This window comes from Massilia eburnea (assembly GCF_050709955.1).
Classification (GTDB): domain Bacteria; phylum Pseudomonadota; class Gammaproteobacteria; order Burkholderiales; family Burkholderiaceae_D; genus Rugamonas; species Rugamonas eburnea_A.
Map to the genome: position 1 here is coordinate 31,468 of NZ_JBNZFX010000029.1, position 17,270 is coordinate 48,737.

17 protein-coding genes are annotated in these 17,270 nt (G+C 63.1%); 16 read left to right on the plus strand and 1 reads right to left on the minus strand.

Annotated elements, in window-relative coordinates; genetic code table 11:
• Window positions 1–58 precede the first annotated feature (58 nt).
• The 7 genes from ACQ4MM_RS15020 to rlmD all read left to right on the plus strand — a co-directional run bounded on the left by ACQ4MM_RS15020 (window position 59) and on the right by rlmD (window position 6,756).
• Entirely contained in the window at window positions 59–664 is a 606-nt protein-coding gene (locus ACQ4MM_RS15020; RefSeq protein WP_431478104.1) for a toll/interleukin-1 receptor domain-containing protein, read from the plus strand.
• Between the two features lie 21 nt (window positions 665–685).
• Window positions 686–1,738 (plus strand): KGGVGR-motif variant AAA ATPase, encoded by a 1,053-nt coding sequence (locus ACQ4MM_RS15025; protein ID WP_431478105.1) that lies wholly within the window; start codon window positions 686–688, stop codon window positions 1,736–1,738.
• A gap of 54 nt (window positions 1,739–1,792) precedes the next feature.
• Window positions 1,793–2,530 carry a 5'/3'-nucleotidase SurE gene (gene surE / locus ACQ4MM_RS15030; RefSeq protein ID WP_055931561.1) on the plus strand — a complete coding sequence of 246 codons (738 nt, stop codon included), beginning with the start codon at window positions 1,793–1,795 and terminating at the stop codon, window positions 2,528–2,530.
• Entirely contained in the window at window positions 2,527–3,411 is an 885-nt protein-coding gene (locus tag ACQ4MM_RS15035) for a protein-L-isoaspartate(D-aspartate) O-methyltransferase (protein ID WP_431478106.1), read from the plus strand. The genes surE and ACQ4MM_RS15035 overlap by 4 nt, the downstream gene beginning before the upstream one ends.
• A 16-nt stretch (window positions 3,412–3,427) precedes the next feature.
• Window positions 3,428–4,321: a peptidoglycan DD-metalloendopeptidase family protein gene (locus ACQ4MM_RS15040; RefSeq protein ID WP_431478107.1), complete on the plus strand. Its 894-nt coding sequence runs from the start codon at window positions 3,428–3,430 to the stop codon at window positions 4,319–4,321.
• Window positions 4,322–4,331: 10 nt separating this feature from the next.
• Window positions 4,332–5,345 (plus strand): RNA polymerase sigma factor RpoS, encoded by a 1,014-nt coding sequence (rpoS, locus tag ACQ4MM_RS15045; RefSeq protein ID WP_055931568.1) that lies wholly within the window; start codon window positions 4,332–4,334, stop codon window positions 5,343–5,345.
• A gap of 67 nt (window positions 5,346–5,412) precedes the next feature.
• On the plus strand, window positions 5,413–6,756 hold the full coding sequence (gene rlmD, locus ACQ4MM_RS15050; RefSeq protein ID WP_431478108.1) for a 23S rRNA (uracil(1939)-C(5))-methyltransferase RlmD: 1,344 nt from the start codon (window positions 5,413–5,415) through the stop codon (window positions 6,754–6,756).
• A gap of 56 nt (window positions 6,757–6,812) precedes the next feature.
• On the opposite strand, the gene ACQ4MM_RS15055 is transcribed toward rlmD, so the two are convergent.
• Complete coding sequence (locus ACQ4MM_RS15055) at window positions 6,813–7,496, minus strand: Bax inhibitor-1/YccA family protein (protein WP_431478109.1); 684 nt, start codon at window positions 7,494–7,496, stop codon at window positions 6,813–6,815.
• 214 nt (window positions 7,497–7,710) lie between these two features.
• Here ACQ4MM_RS15055 and ndk point away from each other — a divergent pair, with 214 nt between their 5' ends.
• The 9 genes from ndk to der all read left to right on the plus strand — a co-directional run bounded on the left by ndk (window position 7,711) and on the right by der (window position 17,214).
• Window positions 7,711–8,136 carry a nucleoside-diphosphate kinase gene (gene ndk, locus ACQ4MM_RS15060; protein WP_090444571.1) on the plus strand — a complete coding sequence of 142 codons (426 nt, stop codon included), beginning with the start codon at window positions 7,711–7,713 and terminating at the stop codon, window positions 8,134–8,136.
• Between the two features lie 93 nt (window positions 8,137–8,229).
• Window positions 8,230–9,402: a 23S rRNA (adenine(2503)-C(2))-methyltransferase RlmN gene (gene rlmN / locus ACQ4MM_RS15065; protein ID WP_090444574.1), complete on the plus strand. Its 1,173-nt coding sequence runs from the start codon at window positions 8,230–8,232 to the stop codon at window positions 9,400–9,402.
• A complete protein-coding gene (pilW, locus tag ACQ4MM_RS15070) occupies window positions 9,402–10,217 on the plus strand; it encodes a type IV pilus biogenesis/stability protein PilW (protein ID WP_431478110.1) in 816 nt (271 codons plus the stop codon). The genes rlmN and pilW overlap by 1 nt, the downstream gene beginning before the upstream one ends.
• 13 nt (window positions 10,218–10,230) lie before the next feature.
• A complete protein-coding gene (locus ACQ4MM_RS15075; RefSeq protein ID WP_431478111.1) occupies window positions 10,231–11,415 on the plus strand; it encodes a helix-turn-helix domain-containing protein in 1,185 nt (394 codons plus the stop codon).
• Window positions 11,416–11,430: 15 nt separating this feature from the next.
• Complete coding sequence (gene ispG / locus ACQ4MM_RS15080) at window positions 11,431–12,693, plus strand: flavodoxin-dependent (E)-4-hydroxy-3-methylbut-2-enyl-diphosphate synthase (protein WP_431478112.1); 1,263 nt, start codon at window positions 11,431–11,433, stop codon at window positions 12,691–12,693.
• 5 nt (window positions 12,694–12,698) lie between these two features.
• Entirely contained in the window at window positions 12,699–14,036 is a 1,338-nt protein-coding gene (gene hisS / locus ACQ4MM_RS15085; protein WP_431478113.1) for a histidine--tRNA ligase, read from the plus strand.
• A 24-nt stretch (window positions 14,037–14,060) separates the two neighbouring features.
• Window positions 14,061–14,708 (plus strand): YfgM family protein, encoded by a 648-nt coding sequence (locus tag ACQ4MM_RS15090; RefSeq protein ID WP_431478114.1) that lies wholly within the window; start codon window positions 14,061–14,063, stop codon window positions 14,706–14,708.
• A 3-nt stretch (window positions 14,709–14,711) separates the two neighbouring features.
• Window positions 14,712–15,860, plus strand: coding sequence for an outer membrane protein assembly factor BamB (bamB, locus tag ACQ4MM_RS15095; protein WP_431478115.1), 1,149 nt, complete (start codon window positions 14,712–14,714; stop codon window positions 15,858–15,860).
• 7 nt (window positions 15,861–15,867) lie between these two features.
• The gene (der, locus tag ACQ4MM_RS15100; RefSeq protein ID WP_431478116.1) at window positions 15,868–17,214 is read left to right on the plus strand and encodes a ribosome biogenesis GTPase Der; all 1,347 of its coding nucleotides are present in this window, start codon (window positions 15,868–15,870) and stop codon (window positions 17,212–17,214) included.
• Window positions 17,215–17,270: the final 56 nt, after the last annotated feature.

Below are 17,270 nucleotides of genomic sequence, written 5' to 3' on the forward strand. Positions count from 1 at the left end.
GCACAAAGTTCGGCGCGCAGGATGGGGCTACATTGAGCTGGCAGGGGAGGCGATTGCCATGAGTATCCGGTACGGCTGCTTTTTCAGTTACGCGCATGGCCAGCACGCATATATGAGCCATTTCAAGGACGACCTGGTCGATGCCCTGAAGTGCTATCTAGAGCCCCATTTCGACAATGAGACCGAACTCTTTGTCGATAGCGAGCAACTGGGTGGCGGCGACGATATCGACCGCCGCCTGGCCCTGGCCATGTGCCAGAGCGCCACCATGATCGTGATCTATACGCCCAAGTACGAGGCCCACCCCTACACCAGGCGCGAATTCGCCGCCATGCAGATGATCGAGGCCGAGCGCAGCGGCTGGTACGAGCTTCCCAGCCACCTGATCATCCCCGTCATCATGACCCGCCATCCGCTGAACCTGCCGCGCCAGATCAGCGAACCTGGCATGTATGTCGATTTTTCGCGCTATTCGCTGGCAACCGGGGACTTGAAGACCAATCCCGATTTCCTGCCCGATATCCGGCGCATCGTGGACCGCATCACGATGCACTACCACTGCCTGAAGGCGAGCATTCCGCCCGACCACGATTGCAGGCATTTCGTGCTGCCGCCGGTGCCGCCGGAATGGCGTCCGCCGGCAGCGCCGCACTTCCCACGCTAGAAAAACCACCGAAAGAGCGCCATGGAACACCTACGCCTGCACCTGCCAGAGCTGCCCGCATCCGGCGAAGTCACCACTTTCTATTCCTATAAGGGCGGCGTAGGCCGCACCATGGCGCTGGCCAATCTTGGGCACATGCTGGCCTGCCGCCGCACAGCGCCGGTGCTGCTGGTCGACTTGGACCTGGAGGCGCCGGGCCTGCATTACTACTTTCCCGGCGCAGCGCAGGCACCGGGCGTACTGGAGCTGTTCGAAGAGTGCCGCGAGCAGCTCCAGGAACGCGCCGGCCGCTACGCCTGCGACCAGGCGCTGGCCGAAGCGGTGCTTGACGCGGTGCGCTGGGAGCAATACCTGGTCAGGGCATGCGATGACCGGCCACTCTGGCTGCTGCGCGCTGGGCGGTGCGACGGCAGCCATGCGGAACGCGCGGCAATGCTGGACTGGCAAAGCTTGTTCGACGCCTGCCCCGCGCTGTTCCGCACCTTTGCCGCGCGCCTGGCGCGCCATTTCGGCCACGTGCTGGTCGATGCGCGCAGCGGGCGCGCCGATTGCTCTGCGATCTGCACCACGCTGCTGCCGACGCGGCTGGTGCTGGTGTTTGCGCCGAACCGGCAGAACCTGGATGGCTTGCAGGACCTGGTGGCGCGGGCCACCGCTTACCGCAGCTGCCATGAAGACGAGCAGCGCCAGTTGCTGGTGTATCCGCTGCCGTCGCGCATCGATACGTCGGACGCTGGGCAATGCACGTTCTGGCGGCGCGGCGAGGGCGTGGCGGGCGGCTACCAGCCGCTATTCGAAGCCATGCTGGGCCAGGCCTACGGCTTGCCATGGCTGTCGCTGGAAGACTATTTCGATGCGGTGCAACTGCCGCATTGCGCCAGCCTGGCAAGCGGCGAGCCGCTGCCTGCTTTGGCCTTGCAGCAAGCGTATTGCGGGTTCATGCAATGGTTTGGCGCCGGACTCTGTCCCTGGCAACGGCGGCCGTCTGCTGGGCCAGCCACCCTGAACCATCACCATGCCCTGCCGCTGGAGCAGGCGCGCGCCGGATACTGGCCGGTGCCCGCCGCCATGTAAATTTGTGTCCGCCGGCCCGCTGCGCCAGTCGTTGCTTCAGGTAAAATTCCCTGTATGAGAATCCTTATCAGTAACGACGACGGCTACCTGGCGCCTGGCATCAATGCGCTGGCGGAAGCCCTGCAGCCAATCGCCGATATCGTGGTTGTGGCGCCAGACAGCAACCGCTCCGGCGCCTCCAATTCCCTCACGCTGGACCGCCCCTTGTCGGTGCACCAGGCGGCCAATGGTTTCTATTTTGTCAATGGAACGCCGACCGATTGCGTCCACGTGGCGCTGACCGGGCTGCTGGACCATGTGCCGGACCTGGTGGTGTCGGGCATTAACAACGGCCCCAATATGGGCGACGACACCCTGTACTCGGGCACCGTGGCCGCCGCCACCGAAGGCTACCTGTTTGGCGTGCCAGCCATGGCCTTCTCGCAGGGTTCCTACGGCTGGGCCAATGTCGATGCCGCCGCGCGCGTGGCGCGCGACCTGGTGCAGCGCTACCTGGAGCTGCTGGAGCGGCCTTACCTGCTGAACGTGAATATCCCGAACCTGCCGTATGAGCAACTGGGCGCGCTGACCCCGACCCGCCTGGGCCGCCGCCACCAGGCCGAACCCGTGGTCAAGGCGCTCGATCCGCGCGGGCGCGAAATCTACTGGATTGGCCCGCCGGGCGCTTGCAAGGATGCCGGCGAGGGCACCGACTTCCATGCCGTCGCCAATGGCCGCGTGTCGCTGACGCCTTTGCAGATCGACCTGACACATCGTCAACAACTCGATTCCCTGGCAAAGGCCATCGCATGAGCGAAAAGACCCGCACTTTCCCGCTGCCCCTGTCATCCGTTACCGACAAGAGCCCGGCGAAAAAGCCGGTCTACAACACCGTGGCAACGCCACAAACCGCAACCCAGAATGCCGCCCGCAGCGCCGCGGCCAGTCCCAGCGGCTGGCGCCCGCCGCAGCCGGTGGCATCGCCTTCGCGCGCCCATTCCTATGCCCAGGAGCGCGCCCAGGTGCAGCTTGGCCCCGCGGCTGCGCCGCGCCAGAACGCCCTGGTGTCGGACGGCGTGCGGCGCGCCATGGTGCAGCGGGTAGCCAAACAGGGCGTCAGCGACCCGGTGGTGCTGGGGGCGCTCGACACCGTGCCGCGCCATATGTTCATGGACGAAGGCCTGGCGCCGCAAGCCTATATCGACGCCTCGCTGCCGATCGGCCACCACCAGACCATTTCCCAGCCTTATATCGTGGCGCGCATGATCGAGGTGATGCGCGCCGGCCAGGATTTGCACCGCGTGCTGGAAATCGGCACCGGCTGCGGCTACCAGGCGGCGGTGCTGGCCTGCGTGGCGAAAGAGGTGTATTCGATCGAGCGCATCAAGCCGCTTCACGAACTGGCCAAGTCCAACTTGCGCCCGATGCGGGTGCCGAACCTGCGTTTGCACTACGGAGATGGTATGCTAGGCTTGCCGCAGGCGGCGCCTTTCGATGGCATCATCCTTGCCGCCGCTGGCCTGGAAGTGCCGCAGGCCTTGCTGGATCAACTGAATATCGGCGGCCGCCTGGTCGCCCCGGTCGGGGCTCGCACCCAGCATCTCGAACTGGTGACCCGTGTCAGCAAGAATGAATGGGTGCGCCAGACGCTGGAAGACTGCCATTTTGTGCCGCTGCGCCCTGGCACCGTTTAACACACAGATTAATAGAATGACGAAGAAATATTCCCTTTTCCTGATGGCCGCCTCGCTGGTCGTGCTGACCGCATGTGAAACCGTGAAGCAGCCGGCCCCGGTCGAGGATCGCTCGATTCCGCTGGTTGCCCCGCCGGCCAAGCCCACGCCGGAGGAGCCGAAAGACAAGGAAGGCTACTACACCGTCCACAAGGGCGACACCCTGATTCGCATCGCCTTTGACCGCGGCCTGAATTACCGCGACCTGGCGGCCTGGAACAACCTGGCCAACCCGGACGACATCAAGGTCGACCAGGTGCTGCGCCTGACGCAGCCGGAAGGGGTGCAGCTGGCAGCCGTGCCGACCCCGCCGCAGATCGAGAAAACCCCGCCGCCGCCGCGCAAGTCGGCGCCGAAGGGTGAAAAGCGTGCCTATTCCGATTCCGCCGTGGCGGATCTGCAGAAATCCGATGAGCGTGGCGACAAGCCGGCCATGGTTGCCAGCGTGGCGCCGGCAGCGCTACCGGCCGTGCCGCCGGCAGCGGTGGTCAGCGCCGAAGACCGCGACCTGTCCTGGACCTGGCCGTCCGACGGCCGCGTGGTGGCCCAGTTCGACGAGGGCAAGAACAAGGGTATCGACATCGCCGGCCGCGCCGGGCAACAAGTGTTGGCTGCCGAACGCGGAAAAGTGATGTATGCCGGTAGCGGCATCCGCGGATATGGTAATCTCGTCATTGTGAAGCACAGTAACAGCCTGTTGTCGGCTTATGCCCATAATCGCTCGATCCTGGTCAAGGAGGGGCAGGAAGTGCGCAGGGGCCAGGCAATTGCTGAAATGGGGGACTCCGATACCGACACGGTCAAGCTGCACTTTGAAATAAGGCAGCAGGGCAAGCCGGTGGATCCATCGAAATTCCTGCCTAATCGCTAGATAAGCACCCATGACACGCTCGCCGAATGACCAACTGGAAGACGACTCGATTCCTGAGGAATTCCCGGACGAGCCGGTCGATGAAGTAGCCATCGATTCCATGGAGTCGGACGGCGAGGTTGCGGTTGAGGGTAGCAGCGCTGTCATCGAGACCGTTGACGAGCTGAAAAAAGTGCTGGCGGCGGAACTCTCGACCGACACTACGCAGCACTACCTGAACCAGATCGGCACCCGTCCCTTGCTGACGGCGCCGCAGGAGGTGCATTTCGCGACACTGGCCAAGCAGGGCGATTTTTCCGCCCGCCAGACCATGATCGAGCATAACCTGCGCCTTGTGGTCTCGATCGCCAAGCATTACATCAACCGCGGCGTGGTCCTGCTCGATATGATCGAGGAGGGCAATATCGGCCTGATGCGCGCCATCGACAAGTTCGAGCCGGAGCGCGGCTTCCGCTTCTCCACTTACGCCACCTGGTGGATCCGCCAGAGCATCGAACGCGCCATCATGAACCAGGCGCGCACGGTGCGCCTGCCGGTGCACATGGTGCGTGAACTGAACCAGATCCTGCGCGGGAAATACCACCTGGAGGCGCAGCACCACAATGGCAAGGATGCCACGGCGGAGGATATCGCCGACCTGGTGGGGCGGCCGGTGGAGGAAGTGCAGGATATCCTGGCCCTGTCCGAGCATGCCACCTCGCTCGATGCGCCGCTGGACAACGACCCCCAGTCCTCGCTGATGGACATGCTGCCGGGCGACTCCGAGGATGCGCCCGATGCGCGGGCCGAGCATCACGAGATGACGGTGCTGGTGCGCGACTGGCTGACCAAGCTGCCGGACAAGCAGCGCATCGTCATCATGCGCCGCTTCGGTCTGGACAACGACGATCCTGCCACGCTTGAGACGCTGGCCGAGGAAATGGGCGTGACGCGCGAACGGGTGCGACAGATCCAGCAAGAGGCGCTGGTCAAGCTGAAACGTGCGATGGCGGCGCGCGGCGTGGTCCGCGATTCGCTGCTTTAAGAGGCAGCTTCTCTGCTATCATAGCGGGCTTTGGGCGCTCCCCGCGCCGGCTGCAACCTTAACCGCTATGCAAGACAACATCGTCGAAATCAAATCCCTGGACATGGATGCCCGTGGCGTTGGCCACATCGAGAACGAAGACGGCTCGCCGGGCAAGGTCATTTTCATCGAGGGCGCGCTGCCGGGTGAAAAGGTCAGCTTCGAACTGCAGCGCAAGAAGAAGAACTGGGAGCAGGGCCGCATGACGGTGCTGCACAAGGAATCGTCAATGCGCGTCAAGCCGAAGTGCGAGCACTTCGAGATCTGCGGCGGCTGCTCCATGCAGCACCTGGAAGCGTCGGCGCAGGTGGCGATCAAGCAGCGCGTGCTGGAAGACAACCTGTGGCACCTGGGGCCGCGGGTCAAGTCCGACACCATGATGCGCCCGATGTACGGCCCGACCTGGGGCTACCGCTACCGCGCGCGCCTGTCCGCGCGCTACGTGGCCAAGAAAGGCACGGTGCTGGTCGGCTTCCATGAAAAGAAATCGGTGTTCGTGGCCGATATCCAGAGCTGCCAGATCCTGCCGAAGCACGTGTCGGACATGCTGATGCCGCTGCGCGCCCTGATTCATTCGCTCGCCATCTTCGACAAGGTGCCGCAGCTCGAGCTGGCCGTCGGCGAAGACAACACCGTGCTGGTGATGCGCAATATGGTGCCGCTGGGCGAGGGCGACGAAGAAAAGCTGAAGGCCTTCGCCGACCAGTACCAGATCCAGTGGTGGCTGCAGCCCAAGGGCCCGGACACCGCCTATCCGTTCTACCCGGCCGGCAAGGAGCTGTATTACACGCTGCCGGAATTTGGCATCAAGATGCCGTTCAAGCCGACCGACTTCACCCAGGTGAACCACCACATCAACCGCGTGCTGGTGCACAAGGCGCTGCGCCTGCTGGACGTGCAGAAGGACGAGCGCGTGGCCGACCTGTTCTGTGGTCTCGGCAACTTCACGCTGCCGCTGGCAACCCAGGCGCGCGAAGTGGTGGGTATCGAAGGTTCGACCGCATTGACCGAGCGCGCGCTGTCCAACGCCAAGGTGAATGGCGTCGACGGCCACACCACTTTCCAGTGCCGCAACCTGTTCGAGATCACCAAGGACGACTTGGTCGCCCTCGGCAAGTTCGACCGCATGCTGATCGACCCGCCGCGCGACGGTGCCGCGGCCCTGGCTGCGGCGCTGGCCGAGCTGAAGGAGAGCAATCCGGAGATGCTGCCAAAGCGGCTGGTTTACGTCTCCTGCTCGCCATCGACCCTGGCACGCGACGCCGGCGTGCTGGTGCACCAGGCCGGCTACCGCCTGTCGCAAGCCGGTGTGATGAATATGTTCCCGCACACCTCCCATGTGGAGTCGATGGCGGTGTTCGACCTGGCCTGATTCCAGGGCGAAAAAAAAGCCGGCGCAAGCCGGCTTTTTTGTGGGTGGCGGATCGCTTATTCGCGGTCGCCGGCCAGGCCCAGCAGGCTCAGCAGGCTGCTGAAGATGTTGTAGACGTCCAGGTACAGCGCCAGGGTGGCGGACACGTAGTTGGTCTCGCCGCCGTTGACGATCTGCTGCACGTCGTACAGGATGTAAGCGGAGAAAATGGCGATGACCAGCACCGAGATGGCGATCGCCAGCGCACCCATGCCCAGGAAGATGTTAGCCACCGATGCCAGCAGCAGCACGATGACGCCGGCGAACAGCCATTTGCCCATCATCGAGAAGTCGCGCTTGGTCACGGTCGCGTAGCTGGCCAGCGCCATGAAGATGGCTGCGGTGCCGCCGAAAGCGGTCATGATCAGCGTGCCGCCGTTGGCGAAGCCCAGGGTGCGGGTCAGCAGCGGTGTGAGCAGCAAGCCCATGAAGAAGGTGAAGCCCAGCAGCAGCGCGACGCCGAGGCCGGAATCCTTGTTCTTCTGGATGCCCCAGATGAAGCCGAAAGCCACTGCCATGAACAGCAGGAAGCCCATGAAGCCGCGCGGGATCGGGATCGCGAACATGACGCCAATGATTGCGCCCAGCACGGTCGGGATCATCGACAGCGACAGCAGCCAGTAAGTGTTGCGCAGGACGCGATTGCGCAGCTGTGCGTTGTCGGTTGCGACGCTGCTACCAAAATGATGTACGTTTTGCATAGTTAAATGCCTCCTTTACCAAAAAGCATAGCATGTCGTCGACCGGATGGGGGCTTTCTGGCTTAGGAAAGACTTAAAAACGCTTACGGGAAGCCCTTACAAGCACCTTGGGAGTGTTTCCTTGGGCATAGAGAATGAACTATGTTAAAATCTAGGGTTGATCGAGAATCTAATTTCTTGTTTTAAACCTTTCTTTTTATTGGAGTTTTTCATAATGGCAATCGAACGCACCCTGTCGATCATCAAACCTGACGCAGTAGCCAAGAACGTGATCGGCCAGATCTACAGCCGTTTCGAAGGCGCAGGCCTGAAAGTGATCGCTGCCCGCATGACCCAGCTGTCGCGCGCTGAAGCCGAAGGCTTCTACGCAGTGCACCGCGAGCGTCCTTTCTTCAAGGACCTGGTTGACTTCATGATTTCCGGCCCGGTGATGATCCAGGTTCTGGAAGGCGAAGGCGCGATCCTGAAAAACCGCGACCTGATGGGCGCTACCGACCCGAAGAAGGCAGAAAAAGGCACCATCCGTGCTGATTTCGCTGACTCCATCGACGCGAACGCTGTGCACGGCTCCGACGCCGCTGAAACCGCTGCTGTGGAAATCGCCTACTACTTCCCAGCACTGAACGTCTACTCCCGTTAATTTTTAGCGGTTGTAATGTAGTAAAGTAGTATTGCGCCTTGCCCCGGATCTTTGGTCCGGGGCAAAGCCGTTTTTGAAATTGAGTAAAAAAGCATGGAAACATCCCTCACCAATCTGCTGGATTTCGATCCGGAGCAACTAGTCGCCTACTGCGCCGAGCTGGGGGAGAAGCCTTTCCGTGCCAAACAGCTGCAGCGCTGGATCCACCAGTTCGGTGCGTCCGACTTTGACAGCATGACCGACCTCGCCAAATCCTTGCGCGAGAAGCTGAAGACGCGCGCCCACATCGTGGCGCCGACTGCCATCAGCGACCATACTTCGACCGACGGCACCCGCAAATGGCTGGTGGACGTGGGCAATGGCAATGCCGTGGAAACCGTGTTCATCCCGGAAGAAAACCGCGGCACGCTGTGCATTTCCACCCAGGCCGGCTGCGCCGTGAATTGCCGTTTCTGCTCGACCGGCAAACAGGGCTTCAACCGCAACCTGACCGTGAGCGAAATCATCGGCCAGTTGTGGATGGCCGAATTCGCGCTGCGCCAAACCAAAGGCATCGAACCCGGCCCGAAAGGCGAACGCCAGATCACCAACGTGGTGATGATGGGCATGGGCGAGCCGCTGCTGAATTACGGACCGACCGCCACCGCGCTCAAGCTGATGCTGGACGATAACGCCTACGGCCTGTCGCGCCGCCGCGTGACGCTGTCCACCTCGGGCGTGGTGCCGATGATCGACAAGCTGTCGCAAGACGTGCCGGTGGCGCTGGCGGTATCGCTGCACGCCTCCAACGACAAGCTGCGCGACGAGCTGGTCCCGCTGAACAAGAAGTACCCGCTGAAGGAGCTGCTGGCGGCGTGCAAGCGCTACCTGGAGTTCGCGCCGCGCGACTTCATCACATTCGAGTACTGCATGCTCGATAATTACAACGACACGGATGAACATGCGCGCGAGCTGATCGCGCTGGTGAACCATCCTCAGTTCGGTGTTAATTGCAAGTTCAACCTGATTCCTTTCAACCCCTTCCCGGAATCGGGCCTGCTGCGCTCCAAGAACCCGCGCATCAAGGCCTTCGCTGAAATTCTGATGAATGCGGGCATCGTAACCACCATCCGTAAGACGCGCGGCGATGATATCGACGCAGCTTGCGGGCAGTTGGCGGGGGAAGTGAAAGATCGCACCCGCGTGGCTGAAAGGATGGAGAAGATGACCGAATACCAGAAGAAGTACGGCGCCGATTTTGGCAAGATTGTGGAGATCCGTTCCTGATGACCGATTTCGCCCAGCGCCGCTTCAAGTGCCTGGCCGCGGTCGCGCTGGCCAGTGTATTGGCGGGCTGCGTGACCTCGGTGTATGGCCCCAGTGGTAAAGAAGACCTGAAAACCGTTTCCGACCAGACCGCCGCGCAAAAACGCGCGGAGATCCGCATGCAGCTCGCGATCGGTTATTTCGAGCAGGGTAATTACCCGATCGCGCTCGATGAGGTGAAGAAGGCGATTTCCGCCGATCCGCAGGGAGCCAATGGCTACAGCTTGCGCGCCATCATCTATATGCGCATGGGCGAGAAGGAACTGGCCAACGACAACTTCCTGCAGGCCCTGAAAATGGCGCCGAACGATCCTGACCTGAACAATAATTACGGGTCTTTTCTGTGCCAGAACGATCGCATCAAGGAATCGTTCAAGCATTTCGATACGGCGCTGGCAAGCCGCAATTATCGTTCGCCGGCCAGTGCCATGAACAATGCGGGCAGTTGTGCGCTGAAGGTCAAGGACATCGACCAGGCGGAAAAATACCTGTTGCCGGCCCTGAAGCTGGCGCCTGATGTGCCGGAAACGAATATCGGCCTGGCCAAGGTGTACTATGCGCGGCGCGATTATCCGCGCGCCGGCTTCTTTATCGCGCAATTGCACAAGGTAGCGAAACTGGACGGCCTGTCGGCCGACGTGCTGTGGCTGGCGGTCAAGGTGCAGCACAAAATGGGCGATGAGGGCCTGGAGCAGAGCTTTGCGACCCAACTGCGGCGCCATCACGCCCAGTCGCCGGAGTATGCAGCGTATCAACGTGGGGCGTTTGATGAGTGAGAACGGGGAACCAATGGATTCTGAGCAGGACAAGCCGACCAGCCAGCAGCATGCTTCCGCGCCCGGGGCGGCACTGGCAGCAGCACGCGAGGCCATGGGACTGTCAGTGGAGCAGGTGGCAGACCAATTGAAACTGGCGCCGCGCCAGGTAGCGGCGATCGAGCAGGGTGATTTCGATGCATTGCCAAACCGCGCGGTGACGCGTGGCTTCATCCGCGCTTACGCGAAGGCGGTGCGGCTCGATCCGGCGCCGCTGGTGGCAATGGTGGAAGTGGAGGGCGCTGCCGGCCATGCCGATGCGACCGTGCGTCCGACCAGGGTGCAGGCGTCGTTCCAGGCGTCGCGCTTCCCTTCGCTGAACGAACGTAATAACGGCAAGCCGCTGGGCGCGATTGTGGCCGGCGTTGGCGTGCTGGCATTGATCGGCCTGGCCGCGGCCTGGCAAATGGGGATCCTGGCGCCGCTGACGCTGGCGACCCGTGGCGGCCTTGCAGCGCCTGCCGCTCCGGCCGAAGCGCCAGTACCTGTGGTGGCGATCCAGCCTGGCGTGCCGCCTGCTGAGGCGCCCATGCAGACGCAGAGCGTGCCGCTGATTTCTGTGCCGCCGCAACCTGGCAGCAATACTGCACCGGATGCGGTAGCTGGCGTGGACACGCCTGCGCCAGCGGCCGGTACCGTTCCAGCGGCGGCTGCCGGCATGAGCACGACCACCGGCGGCGTCGCTGCGCCGGGAACTGCGCCGGCCACCGCGCCTGTCAACCGCGCTGCGCCGACTGTTGGCGCAGCGCCGGCCGCCGGCACTGCGGCGGCGGCTGCGGCCTCGCCGGGCCTGATTCCGGTCAAGCCGAGCGCTGTTGCCGCGCTCCCGGCGGCAACGCCTGGCCAGGGCGCCGCGCCAGTTGCGACCGCGCCGGCAGTGCCTGCGACCGTTGCCGGTGCGGCTCCGGCGGTAGGCGCAGCAGGCGGCAAGCTGGTGCTGGCAGTGAAGGAAGATTCGTGGGTCGAGATCCGCCGTGCCGGCCAGCCCAACGTGACCCGTGGCGTAGTGCGGGCCGGCAGCACGCAAACTTTCAATGTGCGCGCGGATGACGTGCTGATCGTCGGCAAGCCAGGCGCGGTAAGCGCCAGCCTGGCCGGCGGCAAGCTGGACCTGCCGCAAGGTGCGGGCAAGTCGTATGCCCTCGTGAATATCAAGTAATAAGAGTAGCCAAGCATGTCTTCTTCGAACAATCCGATCCCTTCCGGCCCGCTGGCGCGACGCATCAGCCGCCGCGTGCTGGTGCAGCACGGCGAGCGCAAGATCTGGGTCGGCGGCGACGCGCCGGTGGTGGTGCAGTCGATGACCAATACTGATACCGCCGATGCGGTGGCGACGGCAATCCAGATCAAGGACCTGGCACGCGCCGGCTCCGAGCTGGTGCGCCTGACGGTCGATCGTCCGGAGGCAGCTGCCGCTGTGCCGTACATCCGCGACCAGCTGGACAAGATGGGCATCGACGTGCCGCTGGTGGGCGACTTCCACTACAACGGCCACACCCTGCTGACCGAGTATCCGGAATGCGCTGCTGCGCTGTCGAAGTACCGCATCAACCCGGGCAATGTGGGCAAGGGCGCCAAGCGCGATACGCAGTTCGCGCAGATGATCGAAGTGGCGGCCAAGTACGACAAGCCGGTACGCATCGGCGTCAACTGGGGCTCGCTGGACCAGGCGCTGCTTGCGCGCATCATGGACGAAAATGCGGCGCGCGAAAATCCGTGGACCGCGCAAGCGGTGATGTACGAAGCGCTGATCACCTCCGCGATTGAAAACGCGGTGCGTGCGGAAGAACTGGGCCTGGCACGCGACAAGATCATCCTGTCGTGCAAGGTGTCCGGCGTGCAGGACCTGATCGCCGTGTACCGCGAACTGTCCAAGCGCTGCGACTATCCGCTGCACCTGGGCCTGACCGAGGCCGGCATGGGCAGCAAGGGCATCGTGGCTTCGACCGCCGCGCTGTCGGTGCTGCTGCAGGAAGGCATCGGCGACACCATCCGCATTTCGCTGACCCCGGAACCGGGCGGCGACCGCACCAGGGAAGTGGTGGTGGGCCAGGAAATCCTGCAGACCATGGGCCTGCGCAAGTTCACCCCGATGGTGATTGCCTGCCCGGGCTGCGGCCGCACCACGTCCACCGTGTTCCAGGAACTGGCGGACGATATCCAGAGCTACCTGCGCGAGCAGATGCCGGAATGGAAGAAGACCTTCCCAGGCGTTGAGGCGATGAACGTGGCCGTGATGGGCTGCATCGTCAACGGCCCGGGCGAATCGAAGCACGCCAACATCGGCATCAGCCTGCCGGGCACCGGCGAATCGCCGGCAGCCCCGGTGTTTGTCGACGGCCAGAAAGTGGCAACCCTGCGCGGCGATCATATCGTCCAGGAGTTCCAGGCGATCGTGCTCGACTATGTACAGAAAAACTACAGCAAAGCAGCTTAAAGAACATGTCCAATAAAGCAGACAAAATCACAGCCATCAAGGGGATGAACGATCTCCTGCCGGCTGACGCCCACTTGTGGGAAATCTTCGAGAACACCGCGCAGTCCGTGGTGCAGAGCTACGGCTTCCAGCAGATCCGCACCCCGATCGTGGAAGAAACCCGCCTGTTCTCGCGCGCCATCGGCGCCGTGACCGACATCGTCGAGAAGGAAATGTATTCCTTTGAAGACTCCATGAACGGCGACAAGCTGACCCTGCGCCCGGAAGGCACCGCAGGCGTGGTGCGCGCCGTGCTGGAACACAACCTGGTGTACGAAGGCCCGAAGCGCCTGTGGTACAAGGGCCCGATGTTCCGCCACGAGCGTCCGCAGCGCGGCCGCTACCGCCAGTTCCACCAGTTCGGCGCGGAAGCCGTGGGCTTCACCGGCCCCGACGTGGACGCCGAGATGATCGCGATGTGCCGCCGCCTGTGGGATGACCTGGGCCTGGAGAACATCCGCCTCGAAATCAACTCCATCGGCGACGCCGAGGAGCGGGCGCGCCACCGGGTCGACCTGATCGCCTACCTGGAGCAGCACGAAGAGCACCTGGATGCCGACGCCAAGCGCCGCCTGCATACCAACCCGCTGCGTATCCTGGACACCAAGAACCCGGACCTGCAAGGCATCGTCAACAGCGCACCGAAGCTGCTGGACTACCTGGGCGGCGAATCTCTGGCCCACTTTGAAGGCGTGAAGAAGATCCTGGACGCCAACGCGATCCAGTACACCGTCAACACCCGCCTGGTGCGCGGCATCGACTACTACAACCGCACCGTGTTCGAATGGGTCACCGACGAACTGGGCGCGCAAGGCACGGTCTGCGCCGGCGGCCGCTATGACCCGCTGATCGAAATGTTCGGCGGCAAGCCAACCCCGGCGGTCGGATTCGCCATGGGTATCGAACGCCTGATCGAACTGATGAAAGGCGCCGGCGACACTGCTGCGCCGCGCCAGTGCGACGTCTACCTGGTGCACCAGGGCGAAGCGGCGCGCATGCAAGCCTTCATCATCGGCGAGCGCCTGCGCGATGCCGGCCTGGACGTGGTCCTGCACTGCGGCGGCGTCAGCGGCGCCGGCAGCTTCAAGTCGCAAATGAAAAAAGCCGATGGCTCCGGCGCAACCTTCGCGGTCATCATCGGCGAAGACGAAGTGGCCAACAGCACTGCCGTCGTCAAGGCAATGCGCGCTGCAGAAGGCGAGGGCCAGCAACAGACCGTCGCGTTTGAAGGCGTTGTCGATTACGTCGTGGACCAGATCACATGCGGAGACGATTGTGACCACGACCATCACCACCACCATTAATTAAAGAAACAGGCAGACTGAAACATGGCATACGATCTCGACGAACAAGAACAGCTTGCTAACCTCAAAGCTTGGTGGGCGAAGTACGGCAACGTGAGCACCTGGGTGGTGATCGCAGGCCTGGCCGCCTATTCGGGCTGGAACGGCTGGAACTATTACCAGCGCAACCAGGCGGCGCAGGCTTCCGTGCTGTTCGATGAACTGCAGACCGCCGTCACCGCCAAGGACAACGCCAAGGTGGCGCGCGTGGCCGGCGATATCGAGAACAAGTTCGGCCGCTCGACCTACGCTTCGCTGGCCGCATTGAGCGCCGCCAAGTCCTTCTTCGACGCCAATGACCTGAAGTCTGCCAAGGCGCAGCTGGAGTGGGTGGTTGCGCATGGCAACGACGAACACAAGAATATCGCGTCGATCCGCCTGGCCGGCGTGCTGCTGGACGAGAAAGCCTACGACGCTGCGCTGAAGGCGCTGGCCGTGGCCGCACTGCCGCAGTTCAAGGCTTCGGTGGAAGACCGCAAGGGCGATATCCTGGCCGCGCAGAACAAGCTGGAAGAGGCGCGCAGCGCTTACAAGGCCGCGCTGGAAGCCGCCGACAAGAACAATCCCGGCCGCCAGCTGATCCAGCTCAAGCTGGAATCGATCGGCGGCAGCGTGCCGGAAGTGAAGGCTTAAGCCATGCTGACGACCCGTACTGTAATTGCACTGGGCGTACTGGCACTGGCTAGCGGTTGCGGCAGCCTCAATCCTTTCAAGAAGGAAGACAAGTTCGCGCCGGCCAAGCTGGAAGAAATCAAGTCCGGCGTTCCGGCCCGCATGGTCTGGAAGCACAGCACCAGCAAGGCCGGCGCCAACGTCTTCACGCCAGCACTGGCTGACAACAGCGTGTTCGTGGCCGATTCCGACGGCGTGATCGAGCGCCTGGATGCCGCCAGCGGCAAGGTGCAGTGGCGCAGCAAGACCGGCATCGACCTGACCGCCGGTGTCGGCGTCAGCCCGGACGGCAAGCTGCTGGCCGTGGGCGCCGTCAAGGGCCAGTTGATGGCTTTCGACGGCAGCGGCAAGGCGCTGTGGAAGATCCAGGCTTCGAGTGAGATCCTGTCGGCGCCGGCGGTCGGCAACGACGTGGTGATCGTGCGCACCGTGGACAACAAGGTCACCGCATATGACGCGGCAGACGGCAAGAAGCGCTGGTTCATCCAGCGCGTGACGCCGCCGCTGACCCTGCGCAATATGCCAGGCCTGGTGATCGCCAATAGCAACGTGTACGCGGCGCAGCCTGCGGGCCGCATCCTGGCGCTGGCGCTGTCGAACGGCGTGCCGCGCTTTGAAGCGCCGCTGTCCGAACCGCGCGGCGCCACCGAGCTGGAACGCGTGTCCGACATCAGCGGCACGCCGTCCGTGTTCGAACAGGACCTGTGCGCCGTGAGCTACCAGGGCAAGGTAGGCTGCCTGGACCTGAACACCGGCGTGGCCCGCTGGACCAAGCCGGCGTCGTCGGACGTGGGCCTGGGCGTGGACCAGCGCTTCGTGTTCGTGTCGGACGAGAAGGGCGCCGTGCAAGCCTTTGCCCGCGAAGGCGGCGCATCGGCATGGAAGAACGAGAAGCTGGCTTACCGCCGCTTGTCGGCTCCGGTTTCCTATGGCCGTTTCGTGGCCGTGGGCGACCTTGAAGGTTATGTGCACTTCCTGTCGCGGGAAGATGGCACGGTATTAGGTCGGATCAGTACCGACGGCAGCGCCATCAAGTCGGCGCCGCTGTTGTCGGGTCCGAATGTGATTTTCCAAACCCAGAATGGGACTGTGGCCGCTATCGCGGTCGAATAAAAACAATATGAAGCCGGTAATTGCACTTGTAGGTCGCCCGAACGTCGGGAAATCGACCTTATTCAATCGACTGACCCGCTCGCGCGATGCGCTGGTGGCGGACCTCCCTGGCCTGACGCGCGATCGTCACTACGGCGAGGGCCGGGTGGGCAATCGCCCGTTCCTGGTCATCGATACCGGCGGTTTCGAGCCGGTCGCCAAGGAAGGCATCATGTTCCAGATGGCGCTGCAGACCAAGCAGGCCGTGGCGGAGGCCGACGTGGTGGTGTTCCTGGTGGATGGCCGCCAGGGCATGACCCCGCACGACAAGACAATTACCGATTTCCTGCGCAAATCCGGCCGTCCTGTGCTGCTGGTGGTGAACAAGGCCGAAGGCATGCGCTATACCGCTGCCGTATCGGACTTCTATGAGCTGGGCCTGGGCGATCCGTATGCGATTTCCGGCGCCCACGGCGACGGCGTGCACGACCTGGTGGCCGAAGCGCTGGACAAGGCGTTCGCTTCGCGTCCGGCCGACGAGGAAGAGCTGCTGCCGCAAGAGCGCGGCGTGAAGATCGCCCTGGTGGGCCGTCCGAACGTGGGCAAGTCGACCCTGATCAACACCCTGGTGGGCGAAGAGCGCGTGATCGCCTTCGACATGCCGGGCACCACCCGCGATTCGATCGAGATCCCGTTCGAGCGCGAGGGCAAGCAGTACACCCTGATCGACACGGCGGGTATCCGCCGCCGCGGCAAGGTGTTCGAAGCGATCGAGAAGTTCTCGGTGGTGAAGACGCTGCAGTCGATCTCGGAAGCCAATGTGGTGATCCTGATGCTCGATGCGCAGCAGGACATCTCCGAGCAGGACGCCCACATCGCCGGCTTCATCCTGGAAACCGGCCGCGCCCTGGTGGTGGCGGTCAACAAGTGGGACGGCCTGCAGTCGGACGACCGCGACCAGGTGAAGATGGACATGGACCGCAAGCTGGACTTCCTGTCCTTCGCCAACACCCATTTCATCTCGGCCCTGCGCGGCACCGGCATCGGCCCGCTGATGAAGTCCGTGAACGGCGCCTACGCCGCCGCCACGGCCGACCTGCCGACGCCGAAGCTGACCCGCGCCTTGCAGGAAGCACTGGAGAAGCAGGAACCGAAGCGCAAGGCCGGCGTGCGTCCGAAAATGCGCTATGCGCACCAGGGCGGGCAGAACCCGCCGATCATCGTTATCCACGGCAATTCGCTGGATGCGGTGTCCGAGCCCTATAAGCGCTATCTGGAGAAGCATTTCCGCGATACCTTCAAACTGGTCGGTACCCCGCTGCGCATTGAGTTGCGCAACGGCAAAAACCCTTTCGATAAACGCGAAGGCAAGTAAAGTCAGGCGGGTTCAGGTCCGATATTTGCAGAGCAAATGCCGATCCTGACCCCGGA